General features: G+C 57.4%; 22 protein-coding genes. 12 read left to right on the forward strand and 10 right to left on the reverse strand.

The window, feature by feature from the left end:
- Position 1: 1 nt before the first annotated feature.
- Positions 2–862 carry an ABC transporter substrate-binding protein gene (locus DC3_RS07740; protein WP_146883691.1) on the reverse strand — a complete coding sequence of 287 codons (861 nt, stop codon included), beginning with the start codon at positions 860–862 and terminating at the stop codon, positions 2–4.
- Positions 863–1,201: 339 nt separating this feature from the next.
- On the opposite strand from DC3_RS07740, the gene DC3_RS07745 reads away from it, so the two are divergent.
- The gene (locus DC3_RS07745) at positions 1,202–2,185 is read left to right on the forward strand and encodes a CAP domain-containing protein (RefSeq protein WP_186815904.1); all 984 of its coding nucleotides are present in this window, start codon (positions 1,202–1,204) and stop codon (positions 2,183–2,185) included.
- A gap of 97 nt (positions 2,186–2,282) precedes the next feature.
- On the opposite strand, the gene DC3_RS07750 is transcribed toward DC3_RS07745, so the two are convergent.
- Positions 2,283–2,930 (reverse strand): DUF2270 domain-containing protein, encoded by a 648-nt coding sequence (locus DC3_RS07750; protein WP_246130588.1) that lies wholly within the window; start codon positions 2,928–2,930, stop codon positions 2,283–2,285.
- A 131-nt stretch (positions 2,931–3,061) separates the two neighbouring features.
- Here DC3_RS07750 and mutY point away from each other — a divergent pair, with 131 nt between their 5' ends.
- The 3 genes from mutY to trmH all read left to right on the forward strand — a co-directional run bounded on the left by mutY (position 3,062) and on the right by trmH (position 5,957).
- The gene (mutY, locus tag DC3_RS07755; protein WP_146883695.1) at positions 3,062–4,051 is read left to right on the forward strand and encodes an A/G-specific adenine glycosylase; all 990 of its coding nucleotides are present in this window, start codon (positions 3,062–3,064) and stop codon (positions 4,049–4,051) included.
- A 270-nt stretch (positions 4,052–4,321) separates the two neighbouring features.
- Positions 4,322–5,197 carry an isoprenyl transferase gene (locus tag DC3_RS07760; RefSeq protein WP_246130589.1) on the forward strand — a complete coding sequence of 292 codons (876 nt, stop codon included), beginning with the start codon at positions 4,322–4,324 and terminating at the stop codon, positions 5,195–5,197.
- Between the two features lie 76 nt (positions 5,198–5,273).
- Positions 5,274–5,957, forward strand: a complete 684-nt coding sequence (trmH, locus tag DC3_RS07765) for a tRNA (guanosine(18)-2'-O)-methyltransferase TrmH (protein WP_146883697.1) — start codon at positions 5,274–5,276, stop codon at positions 5,955–5,957.
- A 54-nt stretch (positions 5,958–6,011) separates the two neighbouring features.
- On the opposite strand, the gene DC3_RS07770 is transcribed toward trmH, so the two are convergent.
- Positions 6,012–6,542, reverse strand: a complete 531-nt coding sequence (locus DC3_RS07770; RefSeq protein ID WP_146883699.1) for a kinase — start codon at positions 6,540–6,542, stop codon at positions 6,012–6,014.
- A gap of 204 nt (positions 6,543–6,746) precedes the next feature.
- Between DC3_RS07770 and DC3_RS07775 the strand changes: the two genes are divergently transcribed.
- Positions 6,747–8,282, forward strand: coding sequence for a glycerol-3-phosphate dehydrogenase/oxidase (locus DC3_RS07775; RefSeq protein WP_146883700.1), 1,536 nt, complete (start codon positions 6,747–6,749; stop codon positions 8,280–8,282).
- Positions 8,283–8,554: 272 nt separating this feature from the next.
- Positions 8,555–9,040 carry an NUDIX hydrolase gene (locus tag DC3_RS07780; protein ID WP_146883702.1) on the forward strand — a complete coding sequence of 162 codons (486 nt, stop codon included), beginning with the start codon at positions 8,555–8,557 and terminating at the stop codon, positions 9,038–9,040.
- Here DC3_RS07780 and DC3_RS07785 read toward each other — a convergent pair.
- The 4 genes from DC3_RS07785 to DC3_RS07800 form a co-directional block, all read right to left on the reverse strand.
- Positions 9,022–9,627 carry a histidine phosphatase family protein gene (locus DC3_RS07785; protein ID WP_146883704.1) on the reverse strand — a complete coding sequence of 202 codons (606 nt, stop codon included), beginning with the start codon at positions 9,625–9,627 and terminating at the stop codon, positions 9,022–9,024. The two genes, DC3_RS07780 and DC3_RS07785, sit on opposite strands and share 19 nt — an antisense overlap.
- A 66-nt stretch (positions 9,628–9,693) precedes the next feature.
- Entirely contained in the window at positions 9,694–10,848 is a 1,155-nt protein-coding gene (locus DC3_RS07790) for an acetoin utilization protein AcuC (protein WP_146883706.1), read from the reverse strand.
- Positions 10,845–11,465: a CBS and ACT domain-containing protein gene (locus DC3_RS07795; protein WP_146883707.1), complete on the reverse strand. Its 621-nt coding sequence runs from the start codon at positions 11,463–11,465 to the stop codon at positions 10,845–10,847. Before DC3_RS07795 ends, DC3_RS07790 begins: the two co-directional genes overlap by 4 nt.
- A 108-nt stretch (positions 11,466–11,573) precedes the next feature.
- A complete protein-coding gene (locus DC3_RS07800; protein ID WP_146883709.1) occupies positions 11,574–12,176 on the reverse strand; it encodes an N-acetyltransferase in 603 nt (200 codons plus the stop codon).
- Between the two features lie 320 nt (positions 12,177–12,496).
- Here DC3_RS07800 and DC3_RS07805 point away from each other — a divergent pair, with 320 nt between their 5' ends.
- From DC3_RS07805 to DC3_RS07815, 3 genes are read left to right on the forward strand one after another with little or no spacing between them, the layout of a single operon-like run.
- Positions 12,497–13,540, forward strand: a complete 1,044-nt coding sequence (locus DC3_RS07805) for an LptF/LptG family permease (RefSeq protein WP_146883711.1) — start codon at positions 12,497–12,499, stop codon at positions 13,538–13,540.
- Positions 13,537–14,622, forward strand: a complete 1,086-nt coding sequence (locus DC3_RS07810) for an LptF/LptG family permease (protein WP_246130590.1) — start codon at positions 13,537–13,539, stop codon at positions 14,620–14,622. The genes DC3_RS07805 and DC3_RS07810 overlap by 4 nt, the downstream gene beginning before the upstream one ends.
- A 2-nt stretch (positions 14,623–14,624) precedes the next feature.
- On the forward strand, positions 14,625–15,545 hold the full coding sequence (locus tag DC3_RS07815; RefSeq protein WP_146883713.1) for a biotin--[acetyl-CoA-carboxylase] ligase: 921 nt from the start codon (positions 14,625–14,627) through the stop codon (positions 15,543–15,545).
- A gap of 407 nt (positions 15,546–15,952) precedes the next feature.
- Here the strand turns inward: DC3_RS07815 and pth are convergent, their stop codons facing one another.
- Together pth and DC3_RS07825 are read right to left on the reverse strand one after the other, a co-directional pair.
- Positions 15,953–17,170 carry an aminoacyl-tRNA hydrolase gene (gene pth / locus DC3_RS30095; protein WP_146883715.1) on the reverse strand — a complete coding sequence of 406 codons (1,218 nt, stop codon included), beginning with the start codon at positions 17,168–17,170 and terminating at the stop codon, positions 15,953–15,955.
- Positions 17,167–17,559 carry a hypothetical protein gene (locus DC3_RS07825; RefSeq protein ID WP_146883717.1) on the reverse strand — a complete coding sequence of 131 codons (393 nt, stop codon included), beginning with the start codon at positions 17,557–17,559 and terminating at the stop codon, positions 17,167–17,169. Before DC3_RS07825 ends, pth begins: the two co-directional genes overlap by 4 nt.
- Before the next feature lie 263 nt (positions 17,560–17,822).
- On the opposite strand from DC3_RS07825, the gene DC3_RS07830 reads away from it, so the two are divergent.
- From DC3_RS07830 to DC3_RS07840, 3 genes are read left to right on the forward strand one after another with little or no spacing between them, the layout of a single operon-like run.
- On the forward strand, positions 17,823–18,407 hold the full coding sequence (locus tag DC3_RS07830; RefSeq protein WP_186815905.1) for a TetR/AcrR family transcriptional regulator: 585 nt from the start codon (positions 17,823–17,825) through the stop codon (positions 18,405–18,407).
- Between the two features lie 12 nt (positions 18,408–18,419).
- Positions 18,420–18,893 (forward strand): DUF1999 domain-containing protein, encoded by a 474-nt coding sequence (locus DC3_RS07835; protein ID WP_146883721.1) that lies wholly within the window; start codon positions 18,420–18,422, stop codon positions 18,891–18,893.
- Positions 18,890–19,204 carry a DUF503 domain-containing protein gene (locus DC3_RS07840; protein WP_146883723.1) on the forward strand — a complete coding sequence of 105 codons (315 nt, stop codon included), beginning with the start codon at positions 18,890–18,892 and terminating at the stop codon, positions 19,202–19,204. Before DC3_RS07835 ends, DC3_RS07840 begins: the two co-directional genes overlap by 4 nt.
- Before the next feature lie 47 nt (positions 19,205–19,251).
- On the opposite strand, the gene lepB is transcribed toward DC3_RS07840, so the two are convergent.
- Positions 19,252–20,034: a signal peptidase I gene (gene lepB / locus DC3_RS07845; RefSeq protein WP_146883724.1), complete on the reverse strand. Its 783-nt coding sequence runs from the start codon at positions 20,032–20,034 to the stop codon at positions 19,252–19,254.
- Positions 20,035–20,140: the final 106 nt, after the last annotated feature.

Here is a 20,140-nt window from a genome sequence, read left to right on the forward strand (position 1 = left end):
ATCACTTCCTGGCGAGCTCAGGGTGCAGCAGTTTCACCAGACCCCTGAGGGCCTCACCAATGCGCGGACCGGGACGGCCCAGCATCAGGTTCAGGTCCCATGGGATCTCAATGACCTTCTTGTTCTTCACGGCATCGATGTTGCTCCAGCCTGGACGCTTCTGGGCGTCTGCCAGACTGAGGCCCAGCATCACCTGGGGGTTCTTTTCGATCACCAGTTCAGGGCTGATTTTGGGGAAGTCGCCCAGTTCGGCCGGAATGATGTTCTGTGCGCCAGCCTTGGTGAGGATCACGCCCATGAAGGAGTTCGGACCAATGCTGTAGGGGGCAGGATCAATCTCGAAGTACACTTTTGGGGTTTTGACGGTCTTCGCCAGAATCTCGTACTTTTTGACCTCGGCCTGCACTTTGATGTTCAGGTTTTTGGCTTCTTTTTCGCGGTTCAGCACCTTGCCGAGCAGGGTGGTCTTTTTGAAGATGTCCTGATAGGTCTCGGCATTCACCGCAATCACCGGGATGCCCGCCTGGGTCAGGCGCTCGGTCAGTTTGCCATACTTGCTGGCCAGCACCAGATCGGGTTTCGCTGCAATGATGCCTTCCACATTGGGGTTGTAGAGGCCACCAAAAGCCTGAACTTTCTCCACACTTTTGGGAAAGTCACTGTAGTCATCGCGCCCGATCAGGCGGTCACACACGCCCAGGGCACACACGGTCTCGGTGTTGCTGGGCAGCATGCTGATGATTTTGAGGGGCTCTTTTTTGATCACCACGGTGTTGCCGAGGTCATCTTTCACGGTCAGTGGGTACTTGGTGGCAAAAGCGCAACCAAGCAGCATCACTGCACTCAACACAAAACGCTTCATGAACACTCCTGTTCTTCTCGTTGGACGGCTGCGGGATGAAAAAACCGCCAGTGATGGCGGGCGTCTTTGGCAAAACAGGGTTTTGCGCAAAGCCCCCTGGTTCCGCGAGAGGTGCTTGCTTCAGGTGTTCGGACTTCCAGACTTCTGGTTACCGTTGCGCGACAGTCCCGGACTGGTGTGGCACTCACACTTCACCGGCGTTCCCCTGGGTTGCTCTTCACAACCGTGTCTCAGATTACGCCCTGAGGCCAGACAAATCAACATCGTCATGGTCCCTCAGGTGAGATGGCCATGTACGTTTTCTGTAAGGAAAATGAGCGTACACTGAAGGTGACCTCTATGAAACGTGCATTGTTGACACTGGTGACTTTCCTGAGTGGCATGGCTTTTGCCTTACAGATCAAGGCTTCCTACAAGACGGTGGGGGCCAGCCGGGCTCCAGCTGTGGTTCAGTTTGTTGCAGAAGCAGACGAACTTTTCCCTGCAGGGACACGCTTCTCCTGGAATTTCGGGGATGGAACAGGCAGCGAGGAACCCAATCCTCGCCACACCTATTACAAACCCGGAAATTACAGGGCCACAGTGCAGATTCAGGTGCCTGGCATGCGGACCCTCAAAATTGACCTGACCGTCAAGGTGGAAGGTGAACAGGAAAAAGCAGGTTTTGTGATCCTGTTCTCACCAGACCGCACCGCCGAACTCGTGAACATGAGCCGCATCTACAAACCCAATCCAGTTGCCAACTGGCTGATCAATGGCAAAACCGTGCAGGGAGACCGCATCTTCCTGCGTTCCAGCGCAGCCAGCAAGGAAAAGCTGCAGCTCTCCATTGAGGGCAGCAAAGGCAAATACACCACCACCACCGAATTCAAAATGGGACAGTTCAGCCAGAACCTGCCTTTTGAGGCCGCTGTGCTGGTCCTCACCAACGACCTGAGGGTCAAAGGCTGGAACTGCGACACCAAAGACTTCTCTGGCACACCCCTGCCCCTCCTCAGAAAAAATGCCACCCTGGACCGTGCCGCCCTCGCCCAGTCCGTGGGCATGGCCGCCAACCTGTACTTTGCCCACCAGTCCCCCAGGGACAACTCTGCTCCAATGGACCGGGCCATTGCCGCAGGTTACAACGCCAGAATCGTTGGTGAAAATATCGCCAGAGGCTACAAAACCCCCGAGGAAGTCGTGGACGGATGGGCCCACAGCCACGGTCACTGCGTCAACATCATGGGTGATTTTGAAGAGATCGGGGTGGCTTACATCGAAACCCAGGACAAAACCAATAACCACTACTGGACGCAGGTGTTCGGGGTGCCTTTTAAGTGAACAGTTTACAGTCCACAGTTTACAGTTTTGGCTTCAGCACATGCTTTTGCTCTCAAGCTCTCTGTGAACTGTCTGCTGTAAACTGTTCACTTTAAAATCAATCCGACTCCAGCGGATAATACCTGCTGGCGTACACAGCCATGTTGATCAGCACCACGTAAAAAAGCACCACCAGCAGCACAATGATCCAGCCGTGGATGTTTCCGACGTGGTACAGCTCCAGGTACTCGCTGAAAGCGTACTTTTCGCCTTTCAGGCGGCCTGTGTCCACCTTGGTGATCCACACGATCAGGATGCCTGCGTACAGCCACAGGTAATTGCGTCTGAGCCTCCAGCCCATGGCGTCCACGCGGCGCATCGGGCTCATGGGTTTGGCGAGTTCTCCGAGCAGCACCTGGTGCCAGCTGCCGTCTACCGGATCTCCAAGCATGGCCGGGTAGAAGAAACGTTCCATGATGCGCACCCGGTGGTGGGCAATCTCGTACTGCCTGAACCTGCGGGATTCGAGGTGCAGGAAGAAGTAATTCATGAACATGGCAAACAGGAACACGGCGTGGGTGACTTCATTGGAAAACGCGAAAGAAGCAATACCGGCACTGGTCACCACCGCCCAGTTGGTGGTCATGTCCAGACGCTGGCGGTAGGCGGTCATGCGGCCCACCTCGGCGCGGTACAGGTGGATCAGGGCATTCGCAGAATTGCTGCTGTAGCTGCTGTCGGTTTTTTTGTCACTCAGCGCCGTCACATTTTGATTATAGCCATCTGGTGAACAGGGTCAGCCGTCCTCGCCAACATGAAGTTTTGGTCAAGAGAGCAGCAGGCCAAAAGCGACCTGTGGCAAAAAGACTCCTCTCACCTCCAGATATACTGCTCTGGATGCAAGAACAGCTCCTGGACTGGTACCACCGAGAAGCCCGTGACCTCCCCTGGAGGCGCACCCGCGACCCTTACAAGATCTGGGTTTCAGAGGTGATTCTGCAGCAGACCCAGGTGGTGACGGGCACCGCCTATTACGAGCGTTTTGTGGAGCGCTTTCCCACCGTTCAGGCCCTGGCAGAGGCCACTCTGGAGGATGTGCTGCAAGCCTGGGAGGGGTGCGGTTACTATGCACGGGCCAGAAACCTGCATGCTGCAGCCAAACAGATCACAGGCCAACCCTTTCCAGAAACGTATGAAGGCTGGCTTGCCCTGAAAGGGGTTGGACCCTACACGGCAGCAGCCGTCAGCAGCATTGCATTTGGTTACCCAAAGGCTGTGGTAGATGGGAATGTCCGGCGGGTCCTCAGCCGATGGTTTGCTGTGAAGGAACCCTCCGATCACTGGCTGCAGACCACAGCAGACGAACAGCTGTTCCATGCAGACCCCAGCAGCTGGAATCAGGCGGTGATGGAACTCGGGGCCACCATCTGCACACCGAAAGCTCCAAAATGCCCTGTCTGTCCTGTGAAGGATTTCTGCAAGGCCTACCAGTCTGGCAATCCCACGGCGTACCCTGCTCCCAAAGTCAGGGCAGAAGTCAAGGAAGTTCAGGCTGTGGCCCTGATTGTTGGAGACCAGCACAACCTCTACATCGAAAAACGCCCTGAGAAAGGACTGCTCGGGGGACTCAGCGGGCCTCCTCTGGAGCAGGTGCAAGCTGGAGAGACGGTTGAAGATGCTCTGAAGCGCCTGCTGGATCGCCTTTCGGTGCCTGATGCAAAACACCTGGGCACCACCGAGCACACCATGACCCACCGGCATTTTGTGGTCCGGGTGTATCAGGCTGAAGCAGACCTGCCCCTTTCTGCAAGCACGGCAGCCATGTCAAAACTGGACCGCAAGATTCTGAGGTTGCTGCAAGAAAAGCAGGGGGCTCTGTTTGGTTGAGGGGGCAGTCAGCGGTCAGCCCTCAGCCGTCAGCAGAAGATCGGCAGATGCTTTTGCAGCAGGCCAGCAGCAGGTTTGAGATGCAGGGAGCGGAAGGACGTCTGTTCTGTCTGCCTCTGGCAAAAGCATCCCTGTGTTTGGTGCTGACCGCTGATTGCTGACGGCTGATCGCTTTCCAATGCAACAACGACCCATCAGCGACTTTGCCTTACTCTGCCTTCCCTTCCCCTCATCACATCCCTTTCAGACAAGGGTGCTACACTGGATCGGATGGGCCGTGCCAGACTCAGGCTGGACACGGCATTCACACTTATGAGAGAAGCCCGTGCCCCCCAGGTGAACATCAGAAAAGCATTTCATTTCTTCGAAGACCTTCAGAAACCCCTGTACTGGTGGTATGAGCGTCGCATCCTGCGTGCTGTAAAGGCCCACGGGAAGATGCCCCGACACCTGGGCATCATTCTGGATGGCAACCGGCGTTTCGCACGCAGCCTCAACAAGGAGATCAAGGCCGGACATGAGGTGGGTGCGCACAAGGCTTACGAGGTGCTGGAGTGGTGCCTGCTGCTGGGCATTCCCCATGTGACCCTGTGGGTGTTCTCTTCGGACAACAAGAGCCGGGACCCGCAGGAGGTGGCGGACCTGCTGGAACTCTTCACCCGGGAAGCCGCCAAGATGGTGCATGATCCCCGCATCCATGCCAACAAGGTGCGCATCAAACTGATCGGGCAGATCAACGATTTCCCCGAGCAGACCCGCGAGGCCCTCAGGCAACTGGAAGAAGCCACCTGCACCTACACGGGCATGGTCCTGCACATCGCCATTGGTTACGGTGGCCGCGAAGAGATCGTGGGGGCCGTCAAACGCCTGATGGCCGACAAAGTGCAGGAAGGCAAATCTCTGCAGGAACTTGCCGACTCACTGGATGTGACAGACATTGGAAACTATCTGGACACTGCAGGGGCCCCTGATCCCGATTTCATCATCCGCACGAGTGGCGAAATCCGACTTTCAGGCTTTCTGCTCTGGCAGAGTGCCTACAGCGAGTATTACTTCTGCGATGCCTACTGGCCATCTTTCCGCAGGGTGGACTTTTTGAGGGCCATCCGCAGTTTCCAGGACCGGGAACGGCGCTTCGGGAAGTAAACAGGGTTCCGTCCAGTACAATGTGCACCAGAAACCATCTCCCCAAGTGGGAGATTTTGAATGTGAGGAACAAGGTTTGAAACAGGCCAGACTGCAAAAAATCCAGCGGGTGCTCTCTTTGCGGCAACCCACCCTGACGGTGCTTCTTGAGGAAGTGCACAAGCCCCACAACCTCTCGGCGATCCTGCGTTCCTGTGATGCTGTGGGGGCCATGGAAGCCCACGCCATTGTGCCCAGAGGGGGCATGCCCACCTACAATGCCACTTCGGGAAGTGCAGAGAAGTGGGTGCCCCTGCACACCCACAAGGAGGTGCTGCCCACCATCGAAAGCCTGCAGCAGAAGGGCTTTCAGGTGCTGGCAACCCACCTTTCTGAGCGTGCCGTGGACTATCGCGACGTGGATTACACCCGTCCCACCTGCATCCTCCTCGGAGCAGAAAAATGGGGCGTGTCGGAGGCGGCTGCAAAGGCAGCAGACCAGAACATCATCATCCCCATGATGGGCATGGTGCAGAGCCTGAACGTTTCGGTGGCTGCAGCAACAATCCTGTTTGAAGCGCAAAGACAGCGGCAGGTGGCCGGGATGTATCAGGAGCCCCAGATCGATCCTGAAACCCTGAAACGCCTGACCTTTGAGTGGCTGTACCCGGATCTGGCTGAAATTTACCAGGACAGGGGAGAAGCCTACCCGGACATCGACGAAGAAGGCATGATTGTTCAGGGCAGCCATCAGCCATCAGTGGTCAGCGATCAGCCTTAAAGACAGATTGAGGTTTGCAGCGGATTTGTGACCTGCTGGACATCCAGCAGGTTTTTATCTGGCAGGAGACTCTGCTGGACCAAGTCCTGTGTCTCGCAGAATTTTTTGCAAGGTGTCCTCAAGGGTCAAATGTGAGTGCAGCATTGTTTCTGGAACATCGGGAAGCAGATCTTTCCGGGTGTACCAGGTCTGCATCATCTCAGGGGTGAACTCTGTGGCCTGTGGTCTGGTGGCATGTCGCCGGACCGTTTCCTCAAAATCAAGATCGAAATAATAGAAAAAGCTCTGTGCAGGGTGGTCCCTGTAGAGTTGAGTCAGCATCTCTGCATAACGCTCCCTGTGAAAAATGCCCTCCAGAATCACGTGGTAGCCATGCGAGAGGGCATACCGCACGTTCAGGTCAATCAGGCCGATGTTGACCCCTCCTGGCAGGTCATGCTCACGCAGCACGATGCGCCGGAAATGGTCCTGTTCGATCCAGGCGACCCCACGCCCCAGTTTTTCCCTGAGCGCCCGGGCGGTGGTGCTTTTGCCGGAACCGGAATTTCCCCTCAAGACCATCAGTTTTGGAATTTCTGCTTCCATGTTTGCATTGTATCTGCAGGTGCCTGGAGCGCCTGATTGCTCCACTTGCCGAAAAACCAGTGAACAGATGTTCAAACCTTTTGATGTTTTGACCAGGCTGTTTTACTGTGAAGGATATCCACCCCTTCAGGGTCATTTCTTGCATCGTCACCCATCCGACAGAACTTCAGGGACACAACCCCCCAAATAGAGACGGAGGCACACATGAACAGGCAGAACGCACTCAACAGGCTCAGCGACACTTTCGATGTGATCGTGATCGGCGGAGGGGCAACCGGCCTGGGTTCTGCCGTGGATGCCGCCGCCAGAGGGTACAAAACCCTGCTTCTTGAAGCCCATGACTTTGCCAAAGGCACCTCAAGCCGCAGCACCAAACTGGTGCACGGTGGTGTGCGTTACCTGGCACAGGGCAATGTTTCGCTGGTCCGCGAAGCCCTCCACGAGCGTGGACTCCTCAGCCGAAATGCACCCCATCTGGTGCGCAGCCTGGGCTTTGTGATTCCTGCCTACGACTGGTGGTCCAGACCCTTCTACGGGATTGGCCTGAAGATGTACGACCTGCTTGCCGGACGCCTCAACATCGGGAAAAGCAGGATACTGGGCCGCGATGAGGTGCTGGAATCCATCCCCACCCTCAAGCACAAAGGTCTGCAGGGCGGCGTGCTGTACCACGATGGTCAATTCGATGATGCCAGGCTCGCCATCACCCTGATGCGGACCCTGCATGACCTTGGCGGGGTGTCCCTCAATTACGCTCCGGTCAGGGGCCTGATCAAAGAGCACGGCAAAGTCGCTGGTGTGAAGGTGCAGGACAGCGAAACAGGCACCGAATACGAGGTGCGTGGAAAAGCCGTCATCAACGCTACTGGAGTGTTTGTGGATGCTGTGCGCCGCATGGACGAACCCGAGGTGCGCCCGATGCTCTCTCCGAGTCAGGGGGTGCACCTTGTGCTGGATCAGGAATTCCTTCCCGGTGACCGCGCCCTGATGATCCCCAGAACCGACGACGGACGGGTCCTGTTCGGGGTGCCCTGGCACGGCAAAGTGGTGGTTGGAACCACCGACACCGCTGTGCCAGACGTCAGCCTGGAACCGCACGCCCTGCCGCAGGAAGTGGACTTCATCCTCAAAACCGCCCGCAGGTACCTGGGAAAACAGCCCTCCGAGACGGACATCAGAAGCATTTTTGTGGGCCTCAGGCCCCTGGTCAAAGCAGAAGGGGCAAGCTCCACAGCGGCCCTCTCCCGGGACCACACCATCCGGGTGTCCCAGAGCAACCTGATCACCATCACCGGAGGCAAATGGACCACCTACCGCCGCATGGGACAGGACGCCATTGACCGGGCCATCGAGGCGACTGGACTCCGGGACACCCCCCACCGCACCGAAGCCCTGAAACTGCACGGTCACACCACAGACGCCCTCTCCGAGCCCCTCAAGGTGTACGGAACGGACGCCGAAAAGGTCCTGACCCTCCCCGGAGCAGACCAGAAACTGCACCCGGACCTGCCCTACCTCGAAGCAGAAGTGCGCTTCGCTGTGCGCTACGAAATGGCCCGTACCGTCGAGGACATCCTCTCCAGACGCACCCGTGCCATTCTGCTCAATGCCCGTGCAGCCACAGAAACCGCCTCCAGGGTGGCCCAGATCCTCAGGGAAGAACTGCAGACCTCCGAGCAGAAAGTCAGCCAGCAGGTGGAGCAGTTCCGGGACGTGACCCGACAGTACCAGCACCTTTGAGAGGGAATGCAAAGCCGCTGATGGGTCGATGTCCTTGTGGTCAGCCGTCAGCCCTCAGCCGTCAGCACAACAACACAGGGGTGCTTTGACTTCAGCCAGATAGACGCTTCTCTTTCCACCACAGGTCAAACCTTTCCATGCTCTGCAGCAAAAGCATCAAAGCCTCTTTCGCTGATGGCTGAAAGCTGATCGCTTCACACCCTCCACATGGCCGAACTTTGAACTTGCCGTGGAGGATCAGGCCGGTGGCTCCCTGTCCTATACTGAAACCTATGGCATCAACACTGAAAATTGATGAATCCTGGTACCACCGCACCACCCAGGTGAAGGACCGCACCTCTGCAGGCGGAGTGATTGTCCGTCTGAAACAGGGGCAGATTCATGTGGCGGTGGCCCAGGAGGTGGGTGGACAGTGGGCGCTCCCCAAAGGTGGCGTGGAAAGAGGGGAGAGCCTGCTGCAGGCCGCCATTCGGGAGGTCCGGGAAGAGACTGGCCTCACCGAAATTGTTTCGCTGGGCAAGCTCGGCGTGAAAGAACGCTACGGCCTGAAAAAAGGCATCTGGATCACCCAGCATTTCTTCCTGTTCATCACCCGTCAGGTGAGTGGGGTCCCCACCGATCCCCGACACACCCAGGGGGTGCGCTGGTTTGAGCTGTCCCAGTTTCCGGACCTGTTCTGGCCCGAGCAGACCGCACTGGTGCGGGAATCTGCCCAGACCATTCAGGAGCGGGTCAGGGCCTACACTTCCCGCAGGTGAGGTTGCTGGCGCAGACCCAGCACAATCACACTGGCCCGGTCACGGGGCAATTCAATGGTGGCAAATCCCGTGTCCCCGAAAGGGAACACGCAATCCGCACTGCACCCCATCAGCACATGCAAGGCTGCATTGAGGATGCCTCCATGTGACACCACCAGGGCGTTCTCTGCCCCGGATTGAAACAGGTTTTCCAGGGCCAGGCTTGCCCTCCGTCTTGCCGCTTCTTTGCTCTCGCCCCCGTCCACAGTGCGGTTCTGAAACCTGTGCCGGAAATCAGGCATGGGGTATTTTGCATGGGCTTCTTCCCGGGTCATGCCCGCAATGGGGGTGTTGTCCAGTTCCATCCAGTTCGGGGTGGGAATGGGGGTCAGCCCCAGAGGCTCACAGACAACCTCAGCGGTTCTGCTGGCCCGGACCAGCGTTGACGCTTCCACCCGATCAAACCCTGGTGGATTCGCCGCCCAGTAAGCAGCCAGTTTGCGCGCCTGCTCCAGGCCCACTTCTGTGAGGGGACTGTCATAACGGCCTTCAATGACGTTTTCATCGTCTGCACGGGAACGCCCGTGTCTCAGGAAAGTGATTCGCATACGGGTTCCATTTTAGGGCAGAAGGCAATGAAGGCTCATCCGCTCGTTTGACCTTCTGCTTTCTGTTCACTTCCGCACATCCCGCCAGTCCCTGAGCAGCCTTTCCACCGTGCGGCGGTTGCGGTGCTCGATCTCCTGCTTTCTGGGGATTTCCACGGCATCGTCCCACCAGTGGGCCGGGATGGGGTCTTCCGTGGGGTTGGGGGAAAGCCAGGCTTCGCGCCAGCTTTCAGGCAGGACTTCGGGTACAGGTTGACCGCTGAGGGCCAGGTACAGGAGGGCCCACGCTCTGGGAGCGACATTGTAAGTGGCGTAGCCTCCACCTCCTGTGGCAACGATGCGCCCTGAGCAGTAGGTGTCTGCGTAGCGCACAATGCGTTCGTAAATGTGGGACATGCCCTGCACGGTCAGGCACAGGTCCGCCAGGGGGTCTTGCTGGTGTGGGTCACATCCGGCCTGAAGGAGCAGAACATCAGGCTGGAACCACTCGAAGGCTTCTGGAAGCAGCAGGTCCATCACCTCCAGAAAACTGTGGTCCTGGGTGTAGGGCTCTAAAGGCACATTCAGGCTGTATCCGCTGCCATCCCCCTGACCGAGCTCGTAGGTGCTTCCGGTTCCGGGCCACAGGTAGCGGCCACTCTCGTGCAGGCTGATGGTCAGCACATGGCGGTCATGGTAGTGCAGCATCTGCACCCCATCTCCGTGATGGGCGTCGATGTCGAGGTAGGCAACCTTATATCCGGCCATGCTGAGGCGTCTGGCGGCCACCGAGAGGTCGTTGTACACGCAAAAACCTGCGGCCATGCGGTGCTGGGCGTGGTGCAGGCCTCCGCCCACATTGAAAGCCCTTTTGTAGGTTCCGTCCATCACCAGTTCGACTGCTTTGACGGTGCCGCCCACGATGGACAGGGTGGCCTCATGCATGTCCGGAAAGGTGGGGGTGTCGGTGGTGTCCAGCCCGAACTCCCTGGCCCGTTCCAGATGCTCGCCCACCGAGGCACTTTTGACCATGTTCACGTAATCCTTTGCGTGGGTCAGCATCAGTTCTGCGTCGGTGATGGAGAGGGGCAGGTGCAGGTCCTCGTCACGGATGGCGTTCAGTTCCCGCAGCAACGACAGGGTGAGTTCTCCACGGATGCTCTTGAAAGGATGGTCTGGTCCCAGTTTGTACTTCTGGTACTCAGACGAGTAAATGAAAGCCGTGGGGGTCAGGACGTTCATTGCGGGTAGACCACCTGAAATCCGGCTTCCCGCAGCTTGTGGGCCGCTGCTCGCACATTCATGGTCTGGATGCGGAACAGGAAGCGCTGGTGCTGGTCGTCGGTCTGGCTGGTCAGGACCGAAACGATGTTGATGCCCAGATTGGCCATGAGCTGGCTCACCCGCGCAAGTTCGCCGGGTTCGCTTTTCAGTTCGACCTCCAGACGGCTGCTGGGCTGGTGCACCCCGGTCAGGTTGATGATGGCGTCCAGCAGGTCAATGCCTGTCACAATGCCGACCACCTGATCCTCGTCATTCAGCACCATCAGGGACCCTACTTTGTGGGTCCGCATGATGCGAGCGGCCTCTTCGATGGGCTGGTCCTCGTCCACCGTCAGGACCGGACGGACCATCAGGCGCTCGATGGTCTGCTCCTGCAGGGCTTTCACATCCGGGGTCACAAAAGCAGAAACCACCCAGCGGATGTCCCGGTTGGACACCATCCCGAGCAGTTTCCCATCCTGCATGATGGGCAGGTGGCGGATCTGGTTTTCCTGCATCACCAGAAAAGCGTCATGAATGCTGGTGTCCGGCTGGACAGAGAGGGGATGTCTGGTCATGATGTCCCGAACAAGCATGGCTTCCTCCTGAAGGGCATGGCAAAAAGTCACAGTTTCAAGCTGCCTCCAGCCTATGCCTGGGCAGGTCTTTCTGTCCACACCTGATGTGTTCAAACCTTGATGTTTTCAGCGGCTCAGGTCCAGGCCCCGGGTGCTCCTCAGGAACCTCAGGCGCTCAAATTCCGCCTGCAACTCCTCCCGGACCTCACTCCCCATGCGCACCATCAGGGCATTGCCCGGGTAGGAGATGATTTCAGGGTCGTCGGTTTTCATCACCACAAAACCCACCCGTGAATACAGTTTCTCCAGCAACCTGCGGTAGGCGTAGGTGGAAAGCCCGGTGTTCTCCAGATCGTAATGCCAGTGGTACAGGGTTGCAATGATGATGTTCTCCTGAAAGCTCTCCGGAGGCATCATCACATCCAGCAACCTGCGGGCCAGACGCTGGGCGCGGAATTCCGGGGCACTTTCCACAGCCCCGAGTTCCAGAATGCCTTCCACAGTGGCCTCTCCAAAACGCTGGTATCTGTCCGGTGGATGGAGGGTGGCATAGCACACCACCTGACCGTCACACAGCACGGTCCCCACACTGCCCTCTTCAAGTGCGGTGATGCCAACCAGGGCCGAATGCTGCTTGTGGGCCGGTCGGAACACATTGAGGTGAGGATGCAGCGGATGCTGTTCCAGCACTTCGGTGGGGGTGGGGTACACAAATTGAAACTCGGACATCATATCCATTGTGCCGATTTTGGGCAGGGTTGAGTAGTGACATTTATCTAAAAGCCGAGAGCCCAGAGCCGACGGCCAAGAGCAATTTAAACCCATGCACATCAGACCTCACATTCCTGATATCAAAGCATCAGCTTTTGCTTTTTGTGGCCCTCGGCCCTGTCTTGACCCCTACAACGCGCCTCAAATATGTCTTCTTCAGCGCTGGGTCGCTCGGCCCTCGGCTGCCAAACAAAGACAGGGTTTTCAACTGCAGGATCACTTCCATGTGGAAGCTTCCCCTATGGCCTTCTCTCATGCAGCCTTGCTAGAATCCATGCGTGGTTCTTAAATTGACTCGCTATCTGCTGCGCGAAGTGCTGCCGCTTTATCTGGTGGGCTTCGTGGTTTTCACCATATTGATGACCACAGACCTGCTCAGTTCCACGGTGGGAGTGATGCTCCGGAACCGCACACCGCTGAACGAAGCCCTGCTGATGTTTGCCCTGCGCATGCCCGATTTCATTTCGAAGGCGCTGCCTGTGGCCGTTCCTTTTGCCATCCTGCTTGGTCTCGGGCGTCTGGCCAAAGACAGCGAATTGAAAGTGATCTTCACTTCAGGGATCACCCCGAGCCGCCTGCTGGCCCCACTGCTGTTGCTGGGTGCGGTGGTGAGTGGGGTGCTGTTCTTTCTGGATGCCAACATCCGTCCGGTGGCGAATGCCAGGTGGTGGGACACCATCAACATTGTGTACAACGGGGCTCCACCGCCCAAAGAAGAACAGCTGTTCACCCAGGTGCAAGATGGGGTGCTGTACAGTGCAAGCAGCATCCGCCAGACCACACCGGACATGGCGCAACTTTCGGGTGTGATGGTTCGTTCTCCTGAAGGGACGTACACCGCAATGGGAGGACAGTGGGATTCCAGACAGCAGACCTGGGAGCTGTTCAGTGTCTGGAAGGTGGCCGGGGAAAACCAGGCCCCGACCTTTGAGCCCCGCAAAACCTTTCCTTACTCTGGAAAGCTGGTGGAGTTTACCCCTCTGCCAGAGTACCTGTCCATTTCCCAGATCCAGCGCAAACTGGCTTCTGGAAACATCAGTCTGGAAACTGAGCGTTCGCTGCGCTTTGAGTTGCAGAGAAGGTTTGCAGAGCCCCTTTCTGCTTTCTGTTTTGCTTTTGCTGCTGCTGCACTGGGTCTGCTGCTCAGGGACCGCTCCTGGGCGTTCATTTCGGTGATCCTGCTGATTTTTGTGTATTACGTGCTGTGGTCTTACACGCCAGAACTTGCCAAAGTCGGTGCGTTGCCCGTCTGGCTTGCTGCATGGCTTCCTGATGGGGTGTTCGTGCTGCTGGGTGCAGGCCTGATGAGGAGGCTTGTGTGAGACGCCGCATCGATGAGTACGTCATCCGGGAGATCCTGCCCCTGTTGATGGCCGGGATGCTGGTGGTGGTTCTGCTGCTGCTGATCGCCGTCTTCATTGAGGTGCTCGGTCCCATCCTGGCGAAGGGGGCAAATCCTCTGCTGGTGGGAAAACTGATCGCCTACAGCATCCCTGAAGCTGTGGGACGTGGATTGCCCATTGCTCTGCTTTTTGCTGTGCTGATTGCCATGACCCGTCTGGCTGCAGACAGCGAAATCAAGAGTGCGCTGGCCGGAGGGATTTCTCCCAGACGCCTGATGAGCCCGGTCATGGTGCTCAGCGTGGTGGTGGCCCTGGTCAGCTTCCTGAATGTGGCCCTCTTTGTGCCCAGGAGCACCGAGCAGGCCCTGCAAACGCAGCGGGACATCCTGCTGGACAACCCGCGTGTGCTGGTGAAGGAGGGAACCGTCTTCAAGGATGCCCTCAACCGTGCCATTTACATTGATGAGATTCTGCCAGGAAACCAGCTCAGGGGGGTGCAGGTGATCCAGCTCAACACTGCAGAGCCTCCCCGTGAATTGATCTCTGCAGAACGCGGGATTCTGGAGAACTCCACGGGAACAATCGTGCTGTACGACGGTCAGCGGGTGACTTACCGCGATGCCAAACCTGTGACCATTGCTTCCTTCAAGGAAGCCAGACTGCCCGTGCAGGACCTGCAGGCAACCTTCACAGGAGGCTTGAAGTCCGTGCTGGTCAACCAGACCATTCAGGAACTCTGGACGCGGGTCAAGCAGGCCAGAGACCAGGGTTTCCCTGCTTACGCTGAAAACACTGCACTGCAACGCAAGTTCGCAGAGCCTGCTGCTGCCATTGCCTTCGGATTTTTTGCGGTGACCCTGGCCCTGTATTCCTTCCGTTCTGGAACCAACGTGGGTCTGGTGTGGGTGCTCAGCCTGACTTTTCTGTATTACGCCACCTGGAGCGTGTTTCGGGTGATGGGAGAAAACGGTGCTCTGCCTCCTGTCATCGCTGCATGGGCCCCAGATGCCCTGTATGTGCTCGCTGGGCTGGGCCTCCTGGTGGTGACGGCCAGAAGATGAGCATGGACCTGCTGACCTTACTCACCGAACAGATCCAGAGCGGTGAAGCCATTGCCGAGCGTTTCGGGGTGACCCGTGTGGCCGTCTGGAAGCAGATCCAGCGCCTGCAGGCAGATGGCTACCCTGTGGTGGCAGAAAAACCCAAAGGGTACCGTCTGTTGCCTGGCACCCCCACCCCTGCAGCCCTGCAAAAACATCTCAAAGGGTCTTTTGGGCAGGAGTACCATTACTGCGGCACCGTGACCAGCACCCAGGACGTGGCCCGCAAGCTTGCAGAATCGGGTGCCCCGCATGGCACAGTCGTGCTGGCCGAAAAGCAGAGCCAGGGCCGGGGTCGCAGAGGCAGGGTGTGGAGCACCCCCACAGGTTCTGGCCTGTACTTCACCATCATCCTCAGGCCACAGCTTTCCCTCTCGGAACTGTCTTTACTCCCCCTGATGGCAGGCGTGGCGGTCCGGGAAGCCTGCGGTGTCGGTTACCTCAAGTGGCCCAATGACCTGCTCACCGAGAAAGGCAAGATGGCAGGACTCCTGCTGGAAGCCGATGTGCGTGGAGAAGAAGTGCACCATGTGCTGCTGGGCATTGGAATCAACGTGGTTCCAGAAGGCCTTCCCGAGGGGGCGGTGGGCCTGGGGAGTTACATCAAGAAAGTCAGTCGGGTGGAGGTGCTTTCCCGCATCCTGTTTCAACTGGAAACCTGGACAGGCATGACCGAGATGGCCGTCTTGCAGGCCTGGCGCAAATACAGTGGCACCCTGGGCCGTCAGGTGCGGGTGCAAACCGCAAAAGGCCCCATTGAAGGTCTTGCCGTGGATGTGGACGCCAGAGGCCTGTGGATTGAACATGAAGGGGTCCGCACCTGCATCACTGCGGGGGATGTCAGCCTGGTGGAGCCGCTGGGCAGCAAACCTCAAACCGTTTAAGTGCGGGTCTCCTGAAGCGCTGTCAGAGAGGTTGGTGACAGAGTTGGACGGGCGGCTGCTTTACCCTGGGGTTCTGTTTTGGTGATGTCTTTAGAAAGAAGATTCTGCACCTTTCTCTGGCTCACAGGTTGACTACAGTTGACATTCAGCTGAAATCCGATATACTAACAAAGCTCTATGCAGGGACCCTGCATATGTCATCCACAGTCCTTGTGGATAACCCGAAAAGTTTTCCACAGCCCCCCTGTGGATATTCAGAATTAGTGAATAGTGGGACACGAAAATTCGCAGTTCTGAACAACAAAAACAGTGAATAAAAAAGTTATCCACAGGTCTGCCAGAACCTGTGGATAACTGTGGATAACTTGTGGATAACGTTCTGGATGGGCAGAAAGATCAGGGTATTGTCAGTCCCGAGAACGAAGATTCTGCATAAATGCCCGCATTCGCGCAGGATCTTTGATTCCCGGGCTGGCTTCCAGATGGGTGACGGCATCGACGCCCACTGGCAGATGATTCTTTACGGCTTCCAGAGCAGCCACAACGTTCTGTGGGCCAAGCCCTCCAGCAAGCCACCAGCGTTTCGGGGGCTTCAGGCTGGGCAACAGGGACCAGTCAAAAGCCTGTCCTGATCCTGGCTCACTGCCGTCGAGCAGAACTGTGAAATCCTGCCATTCAGACAGGTCCAGGGTGGCATCCTTGACCCGGAAGGCCCGGATCACAGGGAAATGCGCTGCCACCTGCGCTGCAAATTCAGGGGATTCATTGCCATGCAGCTGCACGGCAGTCAGTCGGGCCGTGTCTGCGGTTTTCAGGAGCTCTTCCAGTGGCGTGTCCACGAAAACCCCCACCCGTGAAGGCAGCACGGACAGGCTCAGGCTGATCTTGCGGGCTTGCTCCGGAGTCACATGCCGTTTGCTGAACGGGGCAAAGATCAGGCCGATGGCATCCACCCCGAGCCGCTCCGCCAGCACCGCATCCTCAACGCGGGTCATCCCGCACATCTTCACTCGCATGGGAATCTTCAGGGTCTCCTTTGCTTTCTTCGGGGGTCTGGGCCTCAGGTCCGTGCCGTTGAATTTCAACTGGGCTTTCTCCAGACCCTGCTCTGCCCAGCTGATCGCAGCCTGCATGCCCAGATCAACAAGCTTCTCCAGATCAGGCTGCTCCTCCGGGCGGAATTTGGACAGCACCCACCTGGGCACATCGTATTTCGGTGGAGGACGGTCAATCCCGATCTTCAGGCGGGTGAAGTTCTCCGATCCCAGAAGCTGGGTGATGTTCTTGATGCCGCCCTGCCCGCCAGAACTCCCTCCGTGCCTGAATTTCATCATGCGGAAGGGCATGTCCAGGTCGTCCTGCACCACCAGCATGTCCTCCGGGTGCAGTTTGTAGAAGCGCATCAGGGGCACCACCGCCTGACCGGACAGGTTCATGTAGGTGTGGGGTTTGACCAGAATCACCTTCTCGGTGCCGATGCGCCCCTCTGCCACCTCGGCATTGCCACGGTGTGAGAAGCGCACCCCGAGCCTTGCTGCCAGGAGGTCCAGCACCATGAAACCCACATTGTGACGCGTCTGGGCATACTCTAATCCAGGGTTGCCCAGACCCACAATCAACTTCAATTCAACGTCTCCTCGATCAGGGCCCTCCAGCGGGCCTCTGCGAACTTCACATCCGAAAAGTCCTTGAAGCGGGAATACTCCTTGCGGAACTCCGCAAAGCTGGTTTCCACAGGACTGAACAGCATGGCAAGGGCCTTGTGGGTGTCCATGATGTTCTGTTCGGTCAGTGGGGTCTTGGCGTCGATCACCTCATCCAGCGTGGCCATCAGACCCGAGAGGGGACGCAACCACTGGAAATGGGGATGGTTGACCACCAGCTGGAAGTAGGCAAAGGGAGAGGAAATGGGCTCGAACTTGACTTCATATTCGCGCTTTGAATGCTCCAGAAGCACACTGTGGTACTGCCTCAGTGCCTTGGAGAGGTCAATCAACTGATCACGGACCGTCATGAGAGGTATTGTACTAGGAAGTTTTGAAGTTTATGGTTGCATGGTTTGCAGTTTGACAGGAGCGATCAGCGGTCAGCTTTCAGCCTCGAGGAAGCCGTGATGGCTGCGAGCAACAGGACCCAGGAAGCAAAACACCCCTGAGCCTCTTTTGCCTTGAGTCTTGTTTTGTACACTTTGAACGACAGGCACCAGGCCTGCTGAAGGCTGACCGCTGAAAGCTGATGGCTTTCTCAGGTAAAGTGATAGACGCCAGAGGAGACACCATGCCACGCCATACCGACACCAAACACATTCTGCTGGACATTGCCCGTGAGCTTTTCGCGGAGCAGGGCTACCGGGTCACCACCCTGGAGCAGATTGCGGCCAGGGCGGGCATCACCAAGCCTGCGGTGTACCGGCACTACTCCAGCAAGCAGGCCATTCTGGAAGCCTTGCTGAAGCAGGCCGATCAGCAGGAGCAGGAGATTTTCACCGAGGACACCTCTTTGCCCCTCAGGGACCGCCTCATTCAGGTGGCCCACCTGTACACTGGAGGCTTCAACCCCCTGATGGCCGTCATCACTGGAGCGAGTGACAAGCGTGAACAGGTTGCAGAAGCTGAAATGCATGCCCGGAAGCACATGCGCCAGACGCTGGCCCGCCTCACCGGGCTTTTCGAGCGGGAAATCCAGCAGGGCAGCGTGCAGGGGGACCCACAGATTCTGGCAGTGATGTTCAGCAGTGTGATTCACGGGTCACAGATGCACCTGAGCCGGAACCCCATCTTGCAGGAGAAGCAGATTCTGGAGGCCTCCATCGATGTGTTCCTGAATGGGTGCCTGCGGGACAAAGGGCAACTTCAGGCATGATAGGTTACAGATATGCGCTACCGAGCCTTCACCGAGATTGACCATGATGCCATCGTCGCTCTGGAGCGAATTGTTCTGCTTCAGGAAGAGCCCACTTTCGATTCCCTCCCTGAGAAGGAAAAAGAAGGCCGCATCCGCACCACAGAGGCCTCATTGCGCTTTTTTCAACGCACCGAGCACTCCTTTGTTGCTGAATTTGATGATGTGATCCACGGTGCAGTGCTGGCCCAGAGCGTGTGGCACGGAGACAAACCCACCGTGTGGATCAGCCGCATCATGATTCATCCAGACGCACCAGAAGGCACCCTCACAGGGCTGCTGAAAGCCTGCTCCAAGAGTGCTTACGACACCGCCATCTATGAGCTTCACACCTGCCTGACCCCCGATCAGGTGGCCGATGCAGAAGGATTCAGGTCCCAGGGCATTTACGCTGTTCGTCACCTTGGCTCCAGAAGCGAGACCGCACCAGGCGATAAACTGGCCTGATGCTCGGCTACATCGGGACCTACATCTGCAGGCTGGAAGCCCCCTGGGTGCGCTCCCTCAAAGAGAAACGTGCCCTGATCAAACCCGTGACCGAAAAACTCAAATCCCGCTACCCTGTCACGGTGGCGCGTCTGGATGGTCTGGATGCCCACGACTGGGAAGTGATCGGGGTGGTCACCATCTCCAACGATTACCAGTGGGTGCAGGACACCCTGAAGATGGTTTCGGACCTCATGCGGACATCAGGCTGCGAGGTCACCGAGGAGAACACCTCCATTCAGCCCATTGAACAGGAAGAAGAGGACGAATGAAAAACCGGGCAGTTTTGCCCGGTTTCTTTTTGATGGTGTGAATGGACTCAGGGAATGGCTTTGAAGCCTTCAGGACGCTGCAGGAGCCGGATGTTCAGCTGGGTGGCTCCAGTGAGTTCTGCGCCATCTTTGCCTTTGCTGGGGCTCGAAACACAATCCCACTTCGCTTCTGCTTTGCGCACGAACGGCCAGACCACCAGTGCAGCACGGCCCGCAATGTCCTTGAGGGGAACCGTGCCCATGATCCGGCTGTCTTCACTGCCGTTGGGGGAGCGGTTGTCTCCCATCACAAAGTACTGGCCTTCCGGTACCGTGATCTCTTCATCAAGGCGGGTCTGCTCGTTTTTGGCGTTGCGCAGTGCAGCAGCGTGGTTTGCCTCTTCGCTGTCAATGTCCCAGCAGCCCTGTGCCTGCCAGTAATCGGTGATGCCTGCCTGATTCAGTTTCTCTCCATTGACAAAGACCTCACCTGCAGAGACACGGATTTTGTCTCCGGGGAGGCCCACCACACGCTTGATGAAGAAAGGACGGTAAGTCCACAGGCCCAGAAAGGACATCTGCGATCCGGGAGAATCCAGCGGGGGTTTCACCACCAGAATGTCTCCACGCTGGAAACTGCCGTACCCCAGACGGTGCAGCCAGGTTTCATATTTGGGAATGACCACACGTTCCCCCCAGCGCAGGTTCGGCAGCATGCTGTTGCCGTCCACGCCGACCATGGAAACAAGAAATGTGGTGATGGCCCACGCAAAGAGGATCGCTTCCCCCCAGGGCCGGATGATGTCGTCCCACAGCGACCTCAGAAAACTTTTTTTCGGTTTGTCCGACATGCCTTTCCTTTCTCGGTCAAGCGCCCCTCTTGGTCCGGGGCGGCAATACAACATCTCACAGGATACCTGTGAAAGAGATGAAAATCATCCTGAAAGGGCAGAAGGC

Source organism: Deinococcus cellulosilyticus NBRC 106333 = KACC 11606, assembly GCF_007990775.1.
GTDB lineage: Bacteria > Deinococcota > Deinococci > Deinococcales > Deinococcaceae > Deinococcus_C > Deinococcus_C cellulosilyticus.

Bases quoted from the DNA above. Each gene is read 5' to 3' on its own strand.
- DC3_RS07740 (WP_146883691.1), bottom strand. From the start codon at position 862: ATGAAGCGTTTTGTGTTGAGTGCAGTGATGCTGCTTGGTTGCGCTTTT.
- DC3_RS07745 (WP_186815904.1), top strand. From the start codon at position 1,202: ATGAAACGTGCATTGTTGACACTGGTGACTTTCCTGAGTGGCATGGCT.
- mutY (WP_146883695.1), top strand. From the start codon at position 3,062: ATGCAAGAACAGCTCCTGGACTGGTACCACCGAGAAGCCCGTGACCTC.
- DC3_RS07760 (WP_246130589.1), top strand. From the start codon at position 4,322: ATGGGCCGTGCCAGACTCAGGCTGGACACGGCATTCACACTTATGAGA.
- DC3_RS07770 (WP_146883699.1), bottom strand. From the start codon at position 6,542: ATGGAAGCAGAAATTCCAAAACTGATGGTCTTGAGGGGAAATTCCGGT.
- DC3_RS07775 (WP_146883700.1), top strand. From the start codon at position 6,747: ATGAACAGGCAGAACGCACTCAACAGGCTCAGCGACACTTTCGATGTG.
- DC3_RS07780 (WP_146883702.1), top strand. From the start codon at position 8,555: ATGGCATCAACACTGAAAATTGATGAATCCTGGTACCACCGCACCACC.
- DC3_RS07785 (WP_146883704.1), bottom strand. From the start codon at position 9,627: ATGCGAATCACTTTCCTGAGACACGGGCGTTCCCGTGCAGACGATGAA.
- DC3_RS07790 (WP_146883706.1), bottom strand. From the start codon at position 10,848: ATGAACGTCCTGACCCCCACGGCTTTCATTTACTCGTCTGAGTACCAG.
- DC3_RS07795 (WP_146883707.1), bottom strand. From the start codon at position 11,465: ATGCTTGTTCGGGACATCATGACCAGACATCCCCTCTCTGTCCAGCCG.
- DC3_RS07800 (WP_146883709.1), bottom strand. From the start codon at position 12,176: ATGTCCGAGTTTCAATTTGTGTACCCCACCCCCACCGAAGTGCTGGAA.
- DC3_RS07815 (WP_146883713.1), top strand. From the start codon at position 14,625: ATGGACCTGCTGACCTTACTCACCGAACAGATCCAGAGCGGTGAAGCC.
- DC3_RS07825 (WP_146883717.1), bottom strand. From the start codon at position 17,559: ATGACGGTCCGTGATCAGTTGATTGACCTCTCCAAGGCACTGAGGCAG.
- DC3_RS07830 (WP_186815905.1), top strand. From the start codon at position 17,823: ATGCCACGCCATACCGACACCAAACACATTCTGCTGGACATTGCCCGT.
- DC3_RS07835 (WP_146883721.1), top strand. From the start codon at position 18,420: ATGCGCTACCGAGCCTTCACCGAGATTGACCATGATGCCATCGTCGCT.
- lepB (WP_146883724.1), bottom strand. From the start codon at position 20,034: ATGTCGGACAAACCGAAAAAAAGTTTTCTGAGGTCGCTGTGGGACGAC.